Consider the following 18,428-nt stretch of genomic DNA (forward strand, 5'->3'; position numbering starts at 1 on the left):
CGTCTCCCATCGACCGCGCCACCGCGTCGCCGTACCAGCTGTCCGTCGGCTCGCGGGTGAACGTCGCGTCGGGATACACGTCGTGGAGCGCCTCCCAGACCGTGGTCTTGCCGCTGCCGTCGAGCCCCTCCAGCGTGATCAGCATGGTGGCGTTCCGCCGCGCCGAGGAATAAACGGCCCGGGTCGCGGCGGGTCCGCTCGGTGTCGCCGCGTCGCGGCGCGACCGACGCCACCTCCTTTTAGTGGCGGCTCCGCGAACCGCCGCCATGGCACTCGATCCGTCGACCGGTCGCGCGCCCGGAGGGACCGAATGGTAGCGATCGCCGTCTCGCTGTCGCGGGTGGCGGCCGCGCTGGTGCTGGTCGTCCTCAACGGCTTCTTCGTCGCCTCCGAGTTCGCGTTCGTCCGGATCCGCTCGACCTCGGTCGAGGAGATGGTCGAGGACGGGAAGGCGGGCGCGGAGACGCTCCAGGAGGTGATGACCAACCTCGACGACTACCTCGCGGCGACGCAGCTCGGGATCACGCTCGCGTCGCTCGGCCTGGGATGGATCGGCGAGCCCGCCGTCGCGGCGCTGCTCGAACCGGTGCTGGGGCCGCTGCTCCCCGAGAACCTCGTCCACCTCGTCGCGTTCGCGGTCGGCTTCTCGTTCATCACGTTCCTCCACGTCGTCTTCGGCGAACTCGCGCCCAAGACGATCGCCATCGCGCAGGCCGAGCGGATCTCGCTGCTGCTCGCGCCGCCGATGCGGCTCGCGTACCTGGTCTTCGCGCCCGGGATCGCGGTGTTCAACGGCACCGCGAACGCCTTCACGAGCCTGATCGGCATCCCGCCGGCCTCCGAGAGCGACGAGACGCTCGAAGAACGCGAGATCCGGCGCGTGCTGGCCCGCGCCGGCGAGGCGGGCCACGTCGACGAGTCGGAGGTCGCGATGATCGAGGGCGTCTTCGAGCTGGACGACACCGCGGCCCGCGAGCTGATGGTCCCCCGCCCCGACGTCGTCTCGCTGTCCGCGGACGCGTCGCTCTCGGCGGTCCGCGAGACGATCCTCGCGGCCGGCCACACCCGCTACCCGGTCGTCGCCCGCGACGACGCCGACCGCGTCGTCGGCTTCGTGGACGTGAAAGACGTGTTGCGCGCGACCGAGGCGGGCGACGACGCCACCGCGGGCGATCTGGCCCGGGAGATCCTCGTCGTCCCGGAGACGACGAGCGCGAGCGACCTCCTCATCCAGTTCCGCGACGAGCGCCGACAGATGGCGGCCGTCATCGACGAGTGGGGCGCGTTCGAGGGGATCGCGACCGTCGAGGACGTCGCCGAGGCGCTCGTCGGCGACCTCCGCGACGAGTTCGACACCCCAGAGCACGACCACACCATCCGCCGGACCGCCGACCGAACCCACGAGGCCGACGGCTCCGTCGCGTTGGCGGCCGTCAACGACGCGCTCGGTACCGACCTCGACGGCGACGGCTACGAGACCCTCGGCGGGTTCGTCCTCGACGCGATCGGTCGCTCCCCGGAGGTCGGCGACGTCGCCGAGACGGAGGCGTTCGCCTTCGAGGTCACCGCGGTCGACGGCGCGCGCATCTCGACGGTACGCGTCACGCGGCGCGAGGACGGCGACGGGTCCGCGGACGCCGCCGCCGGCGACGACCCGAACGAGTGACGCGACGCGAGCGTTTTTCACCCGCGGGCGCGACCGGCCCCCATGGTCGACCGAATCTGTGTCCCCACCGACGGCAGCGACGCGGCCGCGGCGGCCCTCGATCACGCCCTCGCCGTCGCCGCCGACCACGGCGCGACCGTCCACCTCGTCCACGTCGCGGACACGACCCGCGACAGCGTGACGCGGATCGGCGGCGACGTGGTGGACGTGCTCGAACGCGAGGGCGAGTCGATCGTCGCGGACGCGGCCGCCCGCGCCGCCGACCGCGGCGTCGCCACGGAGACGGCGGTCCGACAGGGCGGCGTCCCGGAGACGGTCGCCGCGTACGCCGCGGAGGCCGACGCCGACCTCCTCGTCATGTCGACGCGCGGCCGGCAGGGCGTCGAACGGCTCGTCGGCAGCACGACAGAGCGCGTCGTCAGGCAGTCCTCGGTGCCGGTGTTGGCCCTCCGTTCGGGCGACGACGAGACCGCGTACCCGTACGAGGACGTGGTGGTGCCGACCGACGGCAGCGCGGCGGCGACCGCGGCGCTCGACCGGGCGATCCCGATCGCGGAGCGCGCGGGCGCGACGGTCCACGTCCTCTCCGTCGTCGCCACCGGCGGGATCGGCGTCGGCGACTACGTCGACGCGGACGTCCTCTCCGAGTACGCCGACGACGAGGTCGCCGAAGGCGTCGAGCGGGTCGAGGCCGCCGGGGTCGCGGCGGTCGGTGCCGTCGAGGTCGCCCCCTCGGCCCCGCGCGGCATCCGCGCGTACGTCGAGGAGCACGGCGTCGACCTCGTGGCGATGGGCACCCACGGCCGGACCGGCGTGAGCCGGTACCTGCTGGGGAGCGTCGCCGAGCGCGCCCTGCGGACCGTCCCCGTGCCGGTGTTGACCGTCCCGGCGACCGAGGCGGACGAGGAGTGATCCGCCCGCGCCGTCGCCTGCGGTCGACGGGTACTGATCCGCTCGCGCCGTCGCCCGCGCGTCAGACACCGCGGTAGGTTTACGGGCTTGCCACGCGACGTGGATCGCATGAAAGTACTGGTAGCCGGCGGGACCGGATTCATCGGGTCGTACCTCTGTGGCGCGCTCGCCGAGGACGACCACGCGGTGACCGCGCTCTCCCGCTCGCCCGAGGAGACGCCGGAGGGAGTGACGGGCGTCAGCGGCGACGTGACTGACTACGGCTCCATCGAATCGGCCGTCGAGGGCCACGACGCGGTCGTGAATCTGGTCGCGCTCTCGCCGCTGTTCGAACCGGAGGGCGGCAATCGCATGCACGACCGGATCCACCGCGGCGGGACCGAGAACCTCGTCCGCGCGGCCGAGGACGGCGGCGTCGAGCGGTTCGTCCAGCTGAGCGCGCTCGGCGCGGACCCGAACGGCGACACCGCTTACATCCGCTCGAAGGGCGAGGCGGAGTCGATCGTCCGCGAGAGCGACCTCGACTGGGCGATCTTCCGCCCGTCGGTCGTCTTCGGCGAGGGCGGCGAGTTCGTCTCGTTCACCAAGCGGCTGAAGGGGATGTTCGCGCCCGGCGTCCCGCTGTACCCGCTTCCCGGCGGCGGCAAGACGCGGTTCCAGCCGATCCACGTCGAGGATCTGGTCCCAATGATCGCCGCGGCGGTGACCGACGAGGAGCACGTCGGCGAGACCTACGAGATCGGCGGCCCGGAGGTGCTGACGCTCCGGCAGGTGACGGATCTCGTCTACGAGGCCGAGAAGAAGGGCGTCACCATCCTCCCGCTTCCCATGCCGCTGGCGAAGATCGGGCTCTCCGTGCTGGGCGCGGTCCCCGGCTTCCCGATGGGGCCGGACCAGTACCGCTCGCTGAAGTTCGACAACACGACCGCCGACAACGACGTCGGGGCGTTCGGCGTCGACGCCGCCGAACTGACGACGCTCGGCGAGCACTTGGGGGTGCGATGACCGGGGGATCGCCCCGAACGTGTCAACTGGACTAATATCACCGATGGTAATGGCAACCGAAGGCTTATATACGAGATCGCGTTCTGTTCACGTCAAACGCGGAGGGAGCACACGATGAAACTCGCAATGATCGGATTCGGACAGGCGGGGGGTAAAGTCGTCGACAAGTTCTTGGAGTACGATAAGCGGACGGGCTCCGAGATAGTTCGGGCCGCAGCGGCCGTTAACACGGCGAAGGCGGACCTCATGGGGCTCGAACACATCGCCGAGGACCAGCGCGTCCTCATCGGCCAGTCCCGGGTGAAGGGCCACGGCGTGGGCGCGGACAACGAACTGGGCGCGGAGATCGCGGAAGAGGACATCGACGAGGTCCAGGGCGCGATCGACTCGATCCCGGTCCACGAGGTGGACGCGTTCCTCGTCGTCGCCGGGCTCGGCGGCGGGACCGGCTCCGGCGGCGCGCCGGTGCTGGCGAAACACCTCAAGCGGATCTACACCGAGCCGGTGTACGGGCTGGGGATCCTGCCGGGCAGCGACGAGGGCGGCATTTACACCCTCAACGCGGCCCGCTCGTTCCAGACGTTCGTCCGCGAGGTGGACAACCTGATGGTGTTCGACAACGACGCCTGGCGGAAGACCGGCGAGTCCGTCCAGGGCGGCTACGAGGAGATCAACGAGGAGATCGTCCGGCGGTTCGGCATCCTGTTCGGCGCGGGCGAGATCCAGCAGGGTCAGGAGGTCGCGGAGAGCGTCGTCGACTCCTCGGAGATCATCAACACCCTCTCCGGGGGCGGCGTCTCGACGGTCGGCTACGCCGAGGAGGAGGTCGAGGAGCGCTCCTCCGGCGGGCTGCTCTCGCGGCTCCGCGACGACGGCGACGACGAGGAGCTCGACAGCGCCCACACCACGAACCGGATCACCAGCCTCGTGCGCAAGGCGGCGCTGGGGCGGCTCACGCTCCCCTGTGAGATCGAGGGCGCGGAGCGCGCGCTGCTCGTGCTCGCCGGCCCGCCGGAGTACCTCAACCGGAAGGGCATCGAGCGCGGCCGCAAGTGGCTCGAAGAGCAGACCGGCTCGATGGAGGTCCGCGGCGGGGACTACCCGTACCGCGGCGCGGGCTTCGTCGCGACCGTCATCCTGCTCGCGGGCGTCACGAACGTCCCGCGGATCAAGGAGCTCCAGCAGGTCGCCATCGAGGCGCAGGACAACTTAGACGAGATCCGCGAGGAGAGCGACGAGAACCTCGACGAGCTCGTCAGCGACGACAGCGACGAGCTGGAGTCCCTGTTCTAAGGGTCGCCGTCGCTCGCGATGGAGGTCATCGTTCCCTTTTCGACCGACCGGCCGAAGTCGCGGCTCGCCGACGTGCTCTCGCCCGACGAGCGACGCGCGTTCGCGCGAGCGATGCTGACGGACGTGCTGGAGTCGATCGTCGCCGCCGGCGGCGAGCCGCGGGTCCTCGCGACCGACGCGGTCGACGTCGACCGGACGGTGACCGTCGACGACCGCCCGCTGACCGACGCCGTGAACGCGGCGCTGGACGAGCACTTCGAGACCGCCGCGGCCGGCGACGCCGAGACCGACCGGTCGCACGACCCGGTCGCCGTCGTGATGGCGGACCTCGCGCTGGCGACCCCGGCGGCGATCGACCGGCTGTTCGCGGCCGGGTGCGACGCCGACGTGGCGGTCGCGCCGGGTCGGGGCGGCGGCACGAACGCGTTCGTCGCCTCGCATCCCGCGTTCCGGGTCGACTACCACGGCGCGTCGTACCTCGACCACCGAGAAATCGCGGCCGAGGTCGGCGCGGCGTTCGTCGCGGTCGACTCCCGCCGGCTCGGCACCGACGTCGACGAGGCCGACGACCTCGCGGAGGTGCTGATCCACGGCGAGGGGCGGGCGGCGAGGTGGCTCCGCGAGGCCGGCTTCGTCCTCGACGCGTCCGGCGGGCGCGTGGGGGCGGTCCGGGAGTGAGACGCCAGCGCGGTCGAGCGATCGAAAGCGGTCGGCGACCGGAAGCGATCGAAAGCGGTCGCTCCCCCGGACCGCGCTCAGCGATACCAGATCCGGTTACGTCAGGGGATCCGCAACCGCGATCCTTTTTGATCGCCGCCCGCGAGTGACGGCCGTGTTCGCCGGGGCCGACGCGTACGACCTCGACGTCGCGGTCGCCGAGCGGGACGTCGAGCGACTGCTCTCGGTCGGGCCCGACGACGTCGACACCGCGGATCGGCTCACGTTCGCGCGCAACGTCTTCATTCCGCTGACCACGGCGTGCCGGTACACCTGTACGTACTGTACCTACTACGACGTGCCGGGCGAGGCGTCGCTGTTGTCGCCCGAGGAGGTGCGCGAGCGGTGTCGCGTCGGGGCCGACGCCGGCTGTACGGAGGCGCTTTTCACCTTCGGCGACGAGCCCGACGCGCGGTACACCGCGGTCCACGAGACGCTCGCCGAGTGGGGGTTCGAGTCGATCCACGACTACCTCTATCGGGCCTGCGAGATCGCCTTGGAGGAGGGGCTGCTCCCGCACTCGAACCCGGGCGATCTCACCGAGGCGCAGTTCGCCGCCCTCCGCGAGGTGAACGCGTCGATGGGCGTCATGCTGGAGACGACCGCCGACGTCGACGCGCACTCGGGCGGCCGCCGGAAGACGCCGGGCCAGCGGCTCAACACGATCCGCGCGGCTGGCCGGCAGGGCGTCCCGTTCACCACGGGAATCCTCGTCGGCATCGGCGAGGAGTGGCGGGACCGCGCCGAGAGCCTGCTCGCGATCCGGGCGCTCCACGAGCGGCACGGCCACGTCCAGGAGGTGATCGTCCAGAACGTCGTCCCCAACGAGCGCTCCGACTTCCCGAAGCCGGACCTCGCGACGATGCGCCGGGTCGTCGCCATGGCGCGCGCGGCGCTGCCCGAGGAGGTGTCCGTTCAGGTCCCGCCGAACCTCTCGCCGGCGGCCGAGCTGGTCGACTGCGGGGTCGACGACCTCGGCGGCGTCTCGCCGGTGACGGACGACTACATCAACCCCGCCTACGAGTGGCCGGACCTCCGCGAACTCGAAGCCGTGGCCGACGCCGGCGGCGTGCCGCTCCGCGAGCGACTCCCCACCTACGCCCGATACCTCCCCGACGAGTGCCGGCCCGCGGGCGTCGCCCCCGCGCGGGACCCTGACGGCCGCGAGGCGTGGATCCCCGCGGCAGTCCGCGAGCGGATCGCCGACGGCGACGTCCACGGGCGGCGGCTGCGCGCGGTCGCCCGCGGCGACGGCCCGCTGGCGGTCCGGAGCGACTGACTCGGCGAGAGACCGCCTCGAATCTCGCGGACGCACCGGAAGTAAACAACCGCGCGGTCAGTAGCTTCTTTAAATAGTCTCGTGAATGGGCGGGTGATGAATCCCTCACAACTCGACGCGATCACGAACGCGGTCGACGTGGCGGCGATCGCGGGGACGCTGATCCGGTTCGTCGCCGGCTTCGTGGCCGTGCTGTTGCTCGGGAAGTACGTGCTCATTCCGGGGCTCCGGCGGGTCGTCAGATCGCGCGGGTTCGACGAGGCGGTGTTGAGCCTCGGGACGAACGTGCTCAACGCCGTCGTCTGGGTCGCGGCGGTCGCCATCGGGTTTGCCGTGGCCGGCTACGGCGCGTTCCTCTCGGCGTTCGCCGTCTTCGGCGGCGCGCTCGCGCTCGCGGTCGGCTTCGCCGCGCAGGACCTGCTCGGCAACTTCGTCGCCGGCGTGTTCATCCTGAAGGACAAGCCGTTCGAGGTCGGCGACTGGATCGAGTGGGACGGCAACAGCGGTCGCGTCGAGGAGATCGACCTGCGGGTCTCGCGGATCCGGACCTTCGACAACGAACTCATCACCGTGCCCAACGGCGACCTGGCGAACAACGCGGTGACGAACCCGGTCGCGTACGACACGCTCCGCCAGAAGTTCGTCTTCGGGATCGGCTACGACGACGACATCGGCGAGGCGACCGACATCATCGTCGAGAAGGCGGAAGCGCACGAGGAGATCCTCGACGACCCGGGCGTGTCCGTCCGGGTCACCGAACTCGGCGACTCGGCGGTCGGCCTCCAGTCGCGCTGGTGGATCGACGACCCCGACCGCGGCGACTTCGTCCGGGTGCGCTCCGAGTACGTCACCGCGGTGAAGGAGGCGTTCGACGACGCCGGCATCGACATGCCGTACGTCCACCGGCAGCTCACCGGGAGCGTCGAAGTGCTCGAATCGGTCGCCGACGAGTAGGCGTCTGCGCGAGCGACCCGGTTGCGGGCTCGCCGCCGCCCGGGTTCACCCGGCCTCTTTCTCGCCGTCGCCTCCACCCGGCCTGTACTGCCGGCTGACCGCCTGCCAGCGGTTCGACCGGAACCGGTAGCCGTTCAGCCCGGCGGGCACGAGCTTCTCGGCCACCAGCGCGACGTAGAGGCCGCCGACCCCGAGCGGCGTCGCGAGCCCGACCAGCGCGGCCGGGAGCGCGACGGCGTACAGCCCGATCATGGAGGCGACGAACGGCCAGCGCGTGTCCCCCGCACCGCGGAGCGAGCCGGTGATCGACCCGTCGATCCCGAGCGGGACCGCCGACACCGCGGCCGCGACGACGAACGCCGCGGTTGCGCTCACCGCCGCCGGGTCGTCGACGAACGCCCCGGCGATCGGGGTCGCGGCGGCGATCACCGCGGCCGACGCGAGGACGTAGACGACCGCCGACAGCGCGATCACGTCGCGGCCGTACGCCGTGGCGAGCGTCTCCTCGCCGGAGCCGAGCCGCTGGCCGACGAGCGTGCTCGCGGCGATGGAGAACCCCCAGCTGAAGCTGCCGAGCAGCGCCCGCACCCGGCGGCCGACCTCCAGGGCGGCGACGACCGCCTCGCCGAACGACGAGGCGACCCACAACAGCGGGAAGACGACGAGCCCCTCCGCGACCCGGCGCGCGATCAGCGGCGCGGACACCCGGAGGAGTTGCCGGGAGAGGCCGAGGTCGAGCCACGGCCCGGAGCGGCCGACCGGGACCGGCGACGCGCCGCGGCCGAAGTACGACCGCCCGGTCATCCCCCACGCGAGCACGAGCCCGACGGCGGCGATGGAGAGCGCGGTGCCGAGCCCCGCGCCGAACACGCCCAGCCCGGCTCCGAGGACGAGCCACGCCGTGAGGACGACGTTCAACAGCGCGCCCCCGGCGCGCGCGACCATCGGCGTGCGGGTGTCGCCGACGCCGGCGTACGTCCGGCTCGCGATCATGTTGAAGAACTCGAAGGCGAGCGCGGGGGCCGTGACGACGAGGTAGGTCGTCCCCGCCGACAGCGCCGCCCCCTCGCCGCCTACGAGCGCGATCAGCCGCTCCGCGCCGAGGACGTACCCCGCGACGATCGGCGCGACGAGCAGTCCGGCGACGATGAGCGACTGCTTGACCACCAGCCCCGCGCGGCCGCGCTCGTCGCCGCCGTAGTTCTGGGAGACGAGCGAGACGGTCCCCCCCGCGAGCCCGATGGAGACGAACTTCGCGAGCTGCCAGAACGCGAACGCGTAGCCGAGGCCGGCGACCGCGGAGACCCCCATGGCATAGCCGATCACCGCGAGGTCCACGGTGTTCTTCGACATGATCGCGAACCCGGTGACGATCCGGGGCCACGCCAGCCCCATCGTCTCGTCGAGCCGCGACCGGTCGATGACGCCGGCGCGGTGGAGCGCGCCCGCGACCGCCTCGGCGACGCGGGCGACGCCGCGCCGGAGCCGGGATAGCATTGATCTAGGATACGTGTCGGGCGGCTTGTGTCTGTCCGTCCGGGTCGGGGGCGGCCCGTAGCGCAACCGTTTTCACCCTACCGCGGCCGCTTATCACACATGAATACCAACGAGTGGCAGACGTACCTCGTCACGGCGGCGAGCCGGTCCGCGGGGCGGACGACCCCCGAGGTCGTCGCGGCCGCGATCGACGGGGGGATCGACGTCGTCCAGCTCCGCGACAAGGACGCCTCCGCGCGGGAGCGGTACGAGACGGGCACCCGCCTCCGCGAGCTGACGGCCGAGGCGGGCGTCCCGCTGATCGTCAACGACCGGGTCGACCTCGCCGCGGCCGTCGACGCCGACGGCGTCCACCTCGGCCAGTCGGACCTGCCGGTCGCGGTCGCCCGCGAGCGACTGGGCGAGTCGGCGGTCGTCGGCGTCTCCGCGTCGACGGTCGAGCAGGCGCGCGCCGCCGAGGCGGCGGGCGCGGACTACGTCGGGGTCGGAGCCGTGTACGCGACGTCCTCGAAGGACGTGCCCGACGAGCGGAACGGGGTCGGCACCGACCGGATCGCCGCGGTCGCCGACGCGGTCGAGGTTCCGGTGATCGGGATCGGCGGCATCGACGGGAGCAACGCGGGGCGGGTGGTCGACGCGGGCGCGACCGGGGTGGCGGTCCTGTCGGCGATCACGGCCGCAGAGGATCCGACAGCGGCGGTCGCGACGCTCGGGGAGGCGGTCGCCGATGTCTGACGAGAGCGACCCGCTCGACGCGTTCGACGCCGAGCGCCTCGCCCGGACGCTGGCCGCGGTCGGCGAGGCCGGCCCGCTCGTCCACCACCTCACCAACGCCGTGACGACGAGCGAGACGGCGAACGTCACGCTCCACTGGGGCGGACTCCCGGTGATGGCCGACGCGCCGGCCGAGGCCGGCGACATGGCGGCCGGAGCCGACGCCGTCGTGATAAACACCGGTACGGCGAGCCGGTCCGACGTCGACGCCATGGTCGACGCCGGGCGGCGGGCGAACGAGGCCGACGCCCCCGTCGTCCTCGACCCGGTCGGCTACGGCGCGACGCCGCACCGCGTCGAGTCGGTCGGCCGACTCCTCGAGTCGGTCGCGTTCGACGTGATCAAGGGCAACGCCGGGGAGATCCGCGGGCTCGCGGGCGAAGAGGCGACGGTCAGGGGCGTCGAGTCCGTCGGCGAGGAGTCCGGCGTCGCGGCCGCCGCCGAGGCGCTGGCGGCCGAGACGGGGGCCGTCGTCGTCGCGTCCGGCACGGCGGACGTCGTCGCCGACCCCGACGGCGGCGCGTACGAACTCGCCGTCGGCCACGAGCGGATGGGGTCGTTCGTCGGGTCGGGCTGTATGCTCGCCAGCACGCTCGGGACGGTGACCACGCTGACCCGGCGGGCTGACCCCCCGGTCGCGACGACCGTGGAGGCCGCGCTCGTCGGCACGGCGGCGTACGGGCTGGCGGGCGAGCGCGCGGCCGCGACGGAGCCGGACGGGCCGGCGACCTACCGGACCGCGTTCATGGACGCGGTGGCCGCAATGGCGGCCGACCCGCCGGAGACGGACGTCGCCGACCGCGCGTCGAAGGTTCGGTTCGAGGAATAGTCCCTCTGATCGCGGGCGCGGCGGCGAGCTACCGCGTCGCCGTCTTCCACTCACGCAGGCCGACCCGGCCGCCGTTCAGGTCCTCGGCCGGGGCCTCGGTGGCGGCCCAGACGAACAGCGGCGCGACGCTCTCGGGGTCGCGGGCGCGTTCCTTCCCCGTGAGGTCGGTCGCGACGAGGCCGGGGTCGACGACGCCGACCGTCGCCGAGAGGTCGGCGGCGAAGCCGCGCGCGACCGCCTCGGCCGCCGCCTTCGAGACGGCGTACGCGCCCATCCCCGGCTTCGACTCGGCCGCGACCGCGCCCGACGGGACGAGGACGCGCGCGCCGTCGGCGAGGTGGGGGACCGCCTCCGATATCGTGGCGAACACGCCGCGCGCGTTCGTCCGCATCGTGTCGTCGTAGTCGGCGTACGTCACCTCCGTCGTCGGGCGCTCGCCGGGCGCGCCGTGGAACACGCCGGCGTTCGCGAACACCACGTCGACCGGGCCGGCCTCGCGGGCGACGCGCTCGAAGAAGCGCTCGAGGTCGAACTCGTCGCGCACGTCGACGCGGTCGCCCCAGGCGGTCCCGCGCTCGGCGTCGCCGTCTCCCCCCTCGTTCGGAGTCTCGCCGTCGCCTCCGTCGCCGTTCAGCGCCGCGACGGTCCGATCGACGGCCCCGCCGTCGCGTCCGGAGACGGCGACGAACGCCCCCTCGTCGACGAACGCCTCGGCGACGGCCCGCCCGATCCCGCTCGTTGCCCCGGTGATCGCGACCGTCAGATCCATGTGACATGGGGTACGCGCGTCGGCGACTTAGTGGTATCCACTCGGTGCGGCGCGGTCGGGCGGGCGGCGCTCGCCGCCGGGGCTCCGCGCCGCGTCCGGCCGGATTTATACCGTCGCCGTCCCTAAGATCGCACATGGACGTGGTCCCGGACATCGACGGCGTCGCCGGCGAGTCGGTCGTCGTCATCGGCGGTGGCTTCGGCGGTCTCTCGACTGCCTGTTACCTCGCGGACGCCGGCGCGGACGTCACCGTGTTGGAGAAGAACGAGCAGCTCGGCGGCCGCGCCAGCCGGCTCGAAGTCGACGGGTTCCGGTTCGACATGGGGCCCTCGTGGTACCTGATGCCGGACGTCTTCGAGCGGTTCTTCGGCCACTTCGACCGGTCGCCCGACGAGTTCTACGAGTTAGAGCGGCTCGACCCGCACTACCGCGTGTTCTGGAAGGACGGCGATCAGGTCGACGTGCTCCCGGACCGCGCGGAGAACAGGGAGATCTTCGAGTCGTACGAGCCGGGCGCGGGCGAGGCGTTCGACGCGTACCTCGAGGAGTCCCAGCGGACCTACGAGATCGGGATGGAACACTTCGTGTACGAGGACCGCCCGCGGCTGCGCGATTACGTGGATACAGACGTGTTGCGCTACTCGTGGGGGCTCTCGCTGCTCGGCAAGATGCAGGGGCACGTCGAGGACTACTTCGACCACCCGAAGCTCCAGCAGCTGATGCAGTACACGCTCGTGTTCCTCGGGGGGTCGCCGACGAACACGCCGGCGCTGTACAACCTGATGAGCCACGTCGACTACAACATGGGGGTCTACTACCCCGAGGGCGGGATCGGCGCGGTCGTCGACGGCATCGTCGAACTGGCCGAGGACCTCGGCGTCGAGTTCGTCACCGACGCCGAGGTGACCGGCATCGAGGGCCGCTACGGCGCGTTCGCGGTCGACACCGTGAACGGCGAGCGGTACCTCGCGGACCGGGTCGTCTCCGACGCCGACTACGCGCACACCGAACAGGAGCTGCTTCCGGAGCGGAAGCGGCAGTACACGGAGGAGTACTGGGAGTCGCGGACGTACGCCCCATCCGCGTTCCTGCTGTATCTCGGCGTCGAGGGCGACGTGCCGAACCTCGAACACCACACGCTCGTGCTCCCGACCGACTGGGACGGGCACTTCGCGCAGATCTTCGACGACCCCGAGTGGCCCGACGACCCCGCCTACTACCTCTGTGTCCCCTCGGAGACCGACGACACGGTCGCGCCGGAGGGCCACAGCAACCTCTTCGCCTTAGTGCCGATCGCGCCCGGGCTCGCGGACACCCCGGAGATCCGCAACCGCTACCGCGATCTGGTGATCGACGACATCGCGGAGAACACCGACACCGACCTCCGCGGCCGCGTCGTCGTCGAGGAGACGTTCTCGGTCGACGACTTCGCGGACCGGTACAACAGCTACGCGGGCAGCGCGCTCGGGCTGGCGCACACGCTCACCCAGACCTCGCTGTTGCGCCCGCCGCACACCTCCGACGCGGTCGACGGGCTCCACTTCACGGGGTCGACGACGACGCCCGGCATCGGCGTCCCGATGTGTCTCATCAGCGGGCAGCTGACCGCGGAAGCGATGGCCGACGACGCGTGACTGAGGCCGTGAGCGACCAACACCGATCCACCACGGACGACCGCGCGGAGTCCGCCGGGGGCGGCGGCGAGGGGCTCCGCTACCTGCTGGTGTTGTCGCGGCCGCGCTTCTGGCTGTACCTCGCCGGGCCGGTCGCGGTCGGCGTCACCTACGGCATCGCCGACGTGAGCGAGCTGTTCACGCCCGTCACGGTCTCGCTCGCGGCGTACTTCCTCGTCCCCGCGAACGTGTTCCTCTACGGCGTCAACGACGTGTTCGACGCCGACATCGACGAGCTGAACCCGAAGAAGGAGGGCCGCGAGGCCCGCTGGCGGGGAAGTCGGCTGGTCGTCGGCGCGGTCGTCGCCGCCGGCGCGCTGGGGGTGGCGACGCTCGCGATCACGCCCCGGGTCGCGTGGCCGTACCTGCTCGGCTTCCTCGTCTTAGCCGTCGGGTACAGCGCGCCGCCCGCGCGGTTCAAGACCACGCCGTTCCTCGACTCGCTGTCGAACGGGCTGTACGCGCTCCCCGGCGCGGCGGCGTACGCGACGGTCGCGGGCGCGCACCCGCCGCTCGCGGCGCTGGCGGGCGCGTGGCTCTGGACGATGGGGATGCACACGTTCTCCGCGATCCCCGACATCGAGCCCGACCGGGCCGCGGGGATCGACACGACCGCGACGGTGCTGGGCGAGGCGCGCACGTACGCCTACTGCTTCGCGGCGTGGACCGCCGCGGCCGCCGCGTTCTGGCTCGTCGACCCGCGGCTCGGCGCGCTGCTCGGCGTCTACCCGGTCTTCGTCGCGTGGGTCGCGCGCTCGTCCGTCTCGGTCGACCGGGCGTACTGGTGGTTCCCGGCGCTGAACACCGTCGTCGGCACGCTGCTGTCGATGGGCGGCCTCTGGCGGGTGTACCCGCTCTGGGAGGCGCTGCCGTGACCGACTCGACCGCGACGACCGGGTCGGGCCTCGACGCGCTCCGGGACCGGCTGCCCGACACGCGCCGCGAGGCGGAGGCGCTGCTCGACCGGATCGTCCGCGAGAACCGCTTCACCATCGCGGTCGTGTTCCCGCTCGTCGGCGCGATCGCGCTCGTCGCCAGCGCAGAGGGGGTGGTGCCGGAGCCGTACGCCTTCCACCCGTGGTTCGTGCTGTTCGGCGTGATCGTGATGCGGTCGCCGCTCGTCGTGGGCGTGCTGCCGACCGTCGACCGCCGCGCGCTCGGCTGGGTCGGCGTGCTGGTCGCGTACACCTACCTCATCGAGGGCGTCGGCGTCGCCACCGGCTGGCCGTACGGGGAGTTCGCGTACACGGTCGACCTCGGCCCGATGCTCGCGGGGGTGCCCGTCGCGCTCCCGGTCTTTTTCATCCCGCTCGTGTTGAACGCCTACCTGCTGTGTCTGCTGCTGCTCGGGCCGCGCGCCGACAGCGTGTGGGTCCGGCTGGCGACGGTGATCCCGGTCGTCGTCGCGATGGACGTCGTGTTGGACCCGGGCGCGGTGTCGCTCGGCTTCTGGGACTTCGGCGGCGGCGCGTTCTACGGCGTCCCGCTCTCGAACTACGCCGGCTGGGTGCTGTCCGCGGTCGTCGCGGTCGTCACGCTCGATCGGGCGTTCGCGGCGGCCGGAATTCGCGACCGGCTCCGCGACTGCGAGTTCATGCTCGATGACATGGTGAGCTTCGTGATCCTCTGGGGGGGAATCAACCTCTGGTTCGGCAACCTCCTGCCCGCGGCGGTCGCCGCCGCCTTCGGCGTCGGACTAGTCCGCGCCGACCGGTTCGACACGCGGCTGTTCACGCAGTGGCGGCGGTAGCGGCGGCCGGGGCGGGCGCGGCCGCGCCACTCGGCTGCGCTTATATACCGGGCCCACGTCCTTCCGGTCGTGACTGACGGCGGCAACCGCACGCGACGGGGGAACCGGGAGGACCGACGGCGATGAGCGGGCTCGCAATCCAATACGGCGACCACGAGCGCGTGTGCGAGGTCGTCGACCGGCTAACCTACTGCGCCGAGGGGATCAGCGTCTCCTTCGACGGGTACGAAGAGCCGCACGTGAAGGGGCCGGGGTTGTACTTCGCCGTCATCGGCGACAGCGACTACGGCGCGTACGCGGACCCGATGGGCGACAACCGCTGGCCGCGCGACGACTGCGCCTCCGTCTTCGACGAGGACGCGTTCGCGGCCGCCGCGGAGTCGGTGAGCGTCGAACAGGACGGCGGCGTCGTCGTCGCGGTCGACGGCGAGATCGAGTCGCAGATGGTCCGGTTCCGCGACCTGGGCACCCGCGACGCGGAGACCGACCTCGTCGACGACGTGAGCTACGAGCCGTGGATGGGGTCGCGCCACATGAGCGCGATCGAGACCTCCGTCCGTCCGGAGGTCGTTGCGACGGTAACGCTGAGCGAGGAGAGCGGCCGCGTCAGCGTCTTCCGCGACGGCGAGGCCGACAGCGCGCAGCGCGAGGCGATCGGCGGCCGCTGGCGCGTCGCGTAGGACTCACGGCGTCGCCGCCGCGTCGCGTTGGCTCCCGGCGTCCGGCGTCGACTCCGCGGTCGCGGCGCTCCCGGCGTCCGGCACCGAGGCCCCACCGTTAAGCCGCGGCCGGGCGAACGGCGACCCATGTACGACGATATTCTGGTTCCGACGGACGGGAGCGAGGCGGTCGACCGCGCGCTCGATCACGCGACCCGGCTGGCGAGCGACCACGACGCGACGGTCCACGCGCTGTACGTCGTCGACCAGCGGATCGCGGCCGCCAACTCCGGCGACCTCCACGACGAGGTCGTCGCCGACCTCGAATCGCAGGGTGAAGACGCGGTGAACGCGGTCGCGGAAGCGGCCGCCGAGGCCGATATCGACGCCGAGACCCACGTCGCGCACGGGACGCCCGACACCGAGATCGTCGCCTACGCCGAGGAGAACGGTATCGACGTGATCGTGATGAGCCCGGAGGGGAAGTCGCCGCGCGAGCGGATCCGGTCGCTCGGCAGCGTGTCCGACCGCGTCGCCGACGACGCCTCGGTGCCCGTGTTCCTGATAAAGTAACCGTCGAGCGGAGGACTCCACCGCCGGCCTCGTCCCCCCGATCAGGGGGTCTGTCGCCGACCCGTCCGGGGCAATTAGGTGGATGCGGACGCGACGCCCCGGTATGGAACTCACCGTGCTCGGGTCCGGCAGCGCGATGCCGGTCCCCGACCGCGCGCAGGCCGGGTACCTCCTCGACGACGGCGACCGGTCGCTGCTCGTCGACTGCGGCAGCGGCGTCCTCCAGCGACTCGCCGGGACGGACACCGGCTACGAGGGCGTCTCGACGGTCCTTCTGACCCACCACCACCTCGACCACGTCGCCGCCCTGTTACCCCTCCTGAAGGCCCGCTGGCTCGCCGGCGAGGAACACCTCGAAGTCGTCGGTCCCGCGGGCACGAAGTCGCTCGTCGACGGCCTGCTCGACGTCCACGACTACCTCGACGGCCGGATCGACCTCGCGATCCGGGAGGTGTCCGCGGCGCGCCCGTTCGCCGCGGCCGGGTTCGACGTGGCCGCCCGCGAGACGCGTCACTCAATGGACGGGTTCGCGTACCGGTTCTCGCCGCCGAGCTCCGACGCGCCGGCCGGGGACGGCCCGCTCGTTCTCTCGGGCGACACCGAGGCGTTCGCGGGGATGGCGCGGTTCGCGGACGGGGCCGACTGCCTGGTCCACGACTGCTCGTTCCCGGACGACGTCGACGTGTCGAACCACCCGCGGCCGACGAGCCTCGGCGAGGCGCTCGCGGGCGCGGAGGTCGGCACCCTCCTGCTGTCGCACCTCTACCCCCACACCGGCGGCCGGGAGCGCGAGATGGAAAAGCAGGTCCGCGAGGCGGGCTTCGACGGCGAGGTGCGGACCGCGACCGACGGGCTTCGCGTGTCGCTGTGAGCGGCGGGGGTTCGACGCCGTCATCGCCGATCGCCGCCGGGGTCGCTCTCGGTGTCAGAATCGTAATCGGTCGTCGGGCAGAATCCGAGCGGGACGTAACCGCTATCTGTTACGCACCCGCATGATCGACCCGGTTATTTAAGCGCGCGTAGTCGCTCCTGTCGGGTATGGCCGGCCCACTCGCGGACGACTTCGGACGGGAGGTGACGGGGGTTCGGATCTCGCTCACCGACCGGTGTAACTTCGACTGCGTCTACTGTCACAACGAGGGGTTAGGCGACACGCGCGGGCCGATGGAGCCGAGCGAGTCGGAGATGAGCGCCGACGACGTGGTCCGCTTCTTAGAGGTCGTCGAGGGCTACGGCGTCGACGCGGTGAAGTTCACCGGCGGCGAGCCGATGCTCCGGCAGGACCTCGAAGCGATCATCGAGCGCACGCCCGACTCGATGGAGGTGTCGATGACGACGAACGGCACGTTCCTGCCCGGTCGCGCGGCGGACCTGAAGGCCGCCGGGCTCGACCGCGTCAACGTCTCGCAGGACGCGCTCGACCCGGACGACTTCGCGGAGGTGACGAAGTCGGGCGCGTACGAGAAGGTGTTAGAGGGCGTGAAGGCCGCCGTCGACGCCGGGCTCGACCCCGTGAAGCTCAACATGGTCGTGTTCACGCACACCGCGGGCTACGTCGAGGAGATGGTCGAGCACGTCGCCGACAACGAGGGGCTCCAGCTCCAGCTCATCCAGTACATGCCGGAGCTGACGGGCAAGCCCGAGTGGAACGTCGACATCGGGCGCGTCCACGACTGGCTCGCGGAGGAGGCCGACCGGGTCGAACACCGCGAGATGCACGACCGGAAGCGGTACTTCGTCGGCGAGGACAGCGACGAGGAGGCCGGCGGCATGGTCGAGATCGTCGACCCCGTCGAGAACGAGGACTTCTGTGCGAACTGCGGGCGCGTCCGCGTCACCCACGAGGGCTACTTGAAGGGGTGTCTCAACCGCAACGACGACCTCCGGTCGATGGGCGAGATGAGCCGGGAGGAGATCGCGGAGACGTTCGAGGAAGTGGTGGCCAACCGCGTCCCCTACTACGGCGAGTACCTCGTCGAGGGCGACGACGGCGAGTACGAACTCAACGAGAAGTACCTGGGGACGCCGCCCGCGGCGGACTGAGCAGAATTTTGGTCTATCTGATGTGAGCTACGACG

Annotated in this window: 19 protein-coding genes; 16 read left to right on the plus strand and 3 right to left on the minus strand. The window is 71.7% G+C overall.

What is annotated here, in order from left to right; all coding sequences use genetic code 11:
• A partial coding sequence (locus tag C472_RS00600) for a dTMP kinase (protein ID WP_006627831.1) occupies positions 1–145 on the minus strand: 145 nt, incomplete at its 3' end.
• Positions 146–310: 165 nt separating this feature from the next.
• Between C472_RS00600 and C472_RS00605 the strand changes: the two genes are divergently transcribed.
• The 7 genes from C472_RS00605 to C472_RS00635 all read left to right on the plus strand — a co-directional run bounded on the left by C472_RS00605 (position 311) and on the right by C472_RS00635 (position 7,826).
• On the plus strand, positions 311–1,666 hold the full coding sequence (locus tag C472_RS00605; RefSeq protein ID WP_006627832.1) for a hemolysin family protein: 1,356 nt from the start codon (positions 311–313) through the stop codon (positions 1,664–1,666).
• A 42-nt stretch (positions 1,667–1,708) separates the two neighbouring features.
• A complete protein-coding gene (locus C472_RS00610; RefSeq protein WP_006627833.1) occupies positions 1,709–2,578 on the plus strand; it encodes a universal stress protein in 870 nt (289 codons plus the stop codon).
• Between the two features lie 108 nt (positions 2,579–2,686).
• Positions 2,687–3,583: a complex I NDUFA9 subunit family protein gene (locus C472_RS00615; RefSeq protein ID WP_006627834.1), complete on the plus strand. Its 897-nt coding sequence runs from the start codon at positions 2,687–2,689 to the stop codon at positions 3,581–3,583.
• Positions 3,584–3,697: 114 nt separating this feature from the next.
• Positions 3,698–4,876 (plus strand): tubulin/FtsZ family protein, encoded by a 1,179-nt coding sequence (locus tag C472_RS00620; protein WP_193365843.1) that lies wholly within the window; start codon positions 3,698–3,700, stop codon positions 4,874–4,876.
• 18 nt (positions 4,877–4,894) lie between these two features.
• Complete coding sequence (gene cofC, locus C472_RS00625; protein ID WP_006627836.1) at positions 4,895–5,554, plus strand: 2-phospho-L-lactate guanylyltransferase; 660 nt, start codon at positions 4,895–4,897, stop codon at positions 5,552–5,554.
• A 154-nt stretch (positions 5,555–5,708) separates the two neighbouring features.
• The gene (gene cofG, locus C472_RS00630) at positions 5,709–6,872 is read left to right on the plus strand and encodes a 7,8-didemethyl-8-hydroxy-5-deazariboflavin synthase subunit CofG (protein ID WP_006627837.1); all 1,164 of its coding nucleotides are present in this window, start codon (positions 5,709–5,711) and stop codon (positions 6,870–6,872) included.
• 96 nt (positions 6,873–6,968) lie between these two features.
• On the plus strand, positions 6,969–7,826 hold the full coding sequence (locus C472_RS00635) for a mechanosensitive ion channel family protein (protein WP_006627838.1): 858 nt from the start codon (positions 6,969–6,971) through the stop codon (positions 7,824–7,826).
• Between the two features lie 45 nt (positions 7,827–7,871).
• Here the strand turns inward: C472_RS00635 and C472_RS00640 are convergent, their stop codons facing one another.
• Entirely contained in the window at positions 7,872–9,323 is a 1,452-nt protein-coding gene (locus tag C472_RS00640; RefSeq protein WP_006627839.1) for an MATE family efflux transporter, read from the minus strand.
• Between the two features lie 99 nt (positions 9,324–9,422).
• Between C472_RS00640 and thiE the strand changes: the two genes are divergently transcribed.
• Together thiE and thiM are read left to right on the plus strand one after the other, a co-directional pair.
• Entirely contained in the window at positions 9,423–10,058 is a 636-nt protein-coding gene (gene thiE / locus C472_RS00645; protein WP_006627840.1) for a thiamine phosphate synthase, read from the plus strand.
• Positions 10,051–10,926, plus strand: coding sequence for a hydroxyethylthiazole kinase (gene thiM, locus C472_RS00650; RefSeq protein ID WP_006627841.1), 876 nt, complete (start codon positions 10,051–10,053; stop codon positions 10,924–10,926). The genes thiE and thiM overlap by 8 nt, the downstream gene beginning before the upstream one ends.
• A 28-nt stretch (positions 10,927–10,954) precedes the next feature.
• Here the strand turns inward: thiM and C472_RS00655 are convergent, their stop codons facing one another.
• Entirely contained in the window at positions 10,955–11,695 is a 741-nt protein-coding gene (locus tag C472_RS00655) for an SDR family oxidoreductase (RefSeq protein ID WP_006627842.1), read from the minus strand.
• 134 nt (positions 11,696–11,829) lie between these two features.
• Between C472_RS00655 and C472_RS00660 the strand changes: the two genes are divergently transcribed.
• From C472_RS00660 to moaA, 7 genes are all read left to right on the plus strand, one after another.
• Positions 11,830–13,329 carry a phytoene desaturase family protein gene (locus tag C472_RS00660; protein WP_006627843.1) on the plus strand — a complete coding sequence of 500 codons (1,500 nt, stop codon included), beginning with the start codon at positions 11,830–11,832 and terminating at the stop codon, positions 13,327–13,329.
• Positions 13,326–14,243 (plus strand): prenyltransferase, encoded by a 918-nt coding sequence (locus tag C472_RS00665; RefSeq protein ID WP_006627844.1) that lies wholly within the window; start codon positions 13,326–13,328, stop codon positions 14,241–14,243. The genes C472_RS00660 and C472_RS00665 overlap by 4 nt, the downstream gene beginning before the upstream one ends.
• The gene (gene cruF / locus C472_RS00670; RefSeq protein ID WP_006627845.1) at positions 14,240–15,118 is read left to right on the plus strand and encodes a bisanhydrobacterioruberin hydratase; all 879 of its coding nucleotides are present in this window, start codon (positions 14,240–14,242) and stop codon (positions 15,116–15,118) included. Before C472_RS00665 ends, cruF begins: the two co-directional genes overlap by 4 nt.
• A gap of 122 nt (positions 15,119–15,240) precedes the next feature.
• Positions 15,241–15,798, plus strand: a complete 558-nt coding sequence (locus C472_RS00675; RefSeq protein ID WP_006627846.1) for a diadenylate cyclase — start codon at positions 15,241–15,243, stop codon at positions 15,796–15,798.
• 126 nt (positions 15,799–15,924) lie between these two features.
• Positions 15,925–16,350, plus strand: coding sequence for a universal stress protein (locus tag C472_RS00680; RefSeq protein ID WP_006627847.1), 426 nt, complete (start codon positions 15,925–15,927; stop codon positions 16,348–16,350).
• Between the two features lie 103 nt (positions 16,351–16,453).
• Positions 16,454–17,221: an MBL fold metallo-hydrolase gene (locus C472_RS00685; protein ID WP_006627848.1), complete on the plus strand. Its 768-nt coding sequence runs from the start codon at positions 16,454–16,456 to the stop codon at positions 17,219–17,221.
• Between the two features lie 167 nt (positions 17,222–17,388).
• Positions 17,389–18,393: a GTP 3',8-cyclase MoaA gene (gene moaA, locus C472_RS00690; protein ID WP_006627849.1), complete on the plus strand. Its 1,005-nt coding sequence runs from the start codon at positions 17,389–17,391 to the stop codon at positions 18,391–18,393.
• Positions 18,394–18,428: the final 35 nt, after the last annotated feature.

Origin of the sequence: Halorubrum tebenquichense DSM 14210, from assembly GCF_000337415.1 — an archaeon.
In the GTDB taxonomy this organism is placed as follows: Archaea; Halobacteriota; Halobacteria; order Halobacteriales; family Haloferacaceae; genus Halorubrum; species Halorubrum tebenquichense.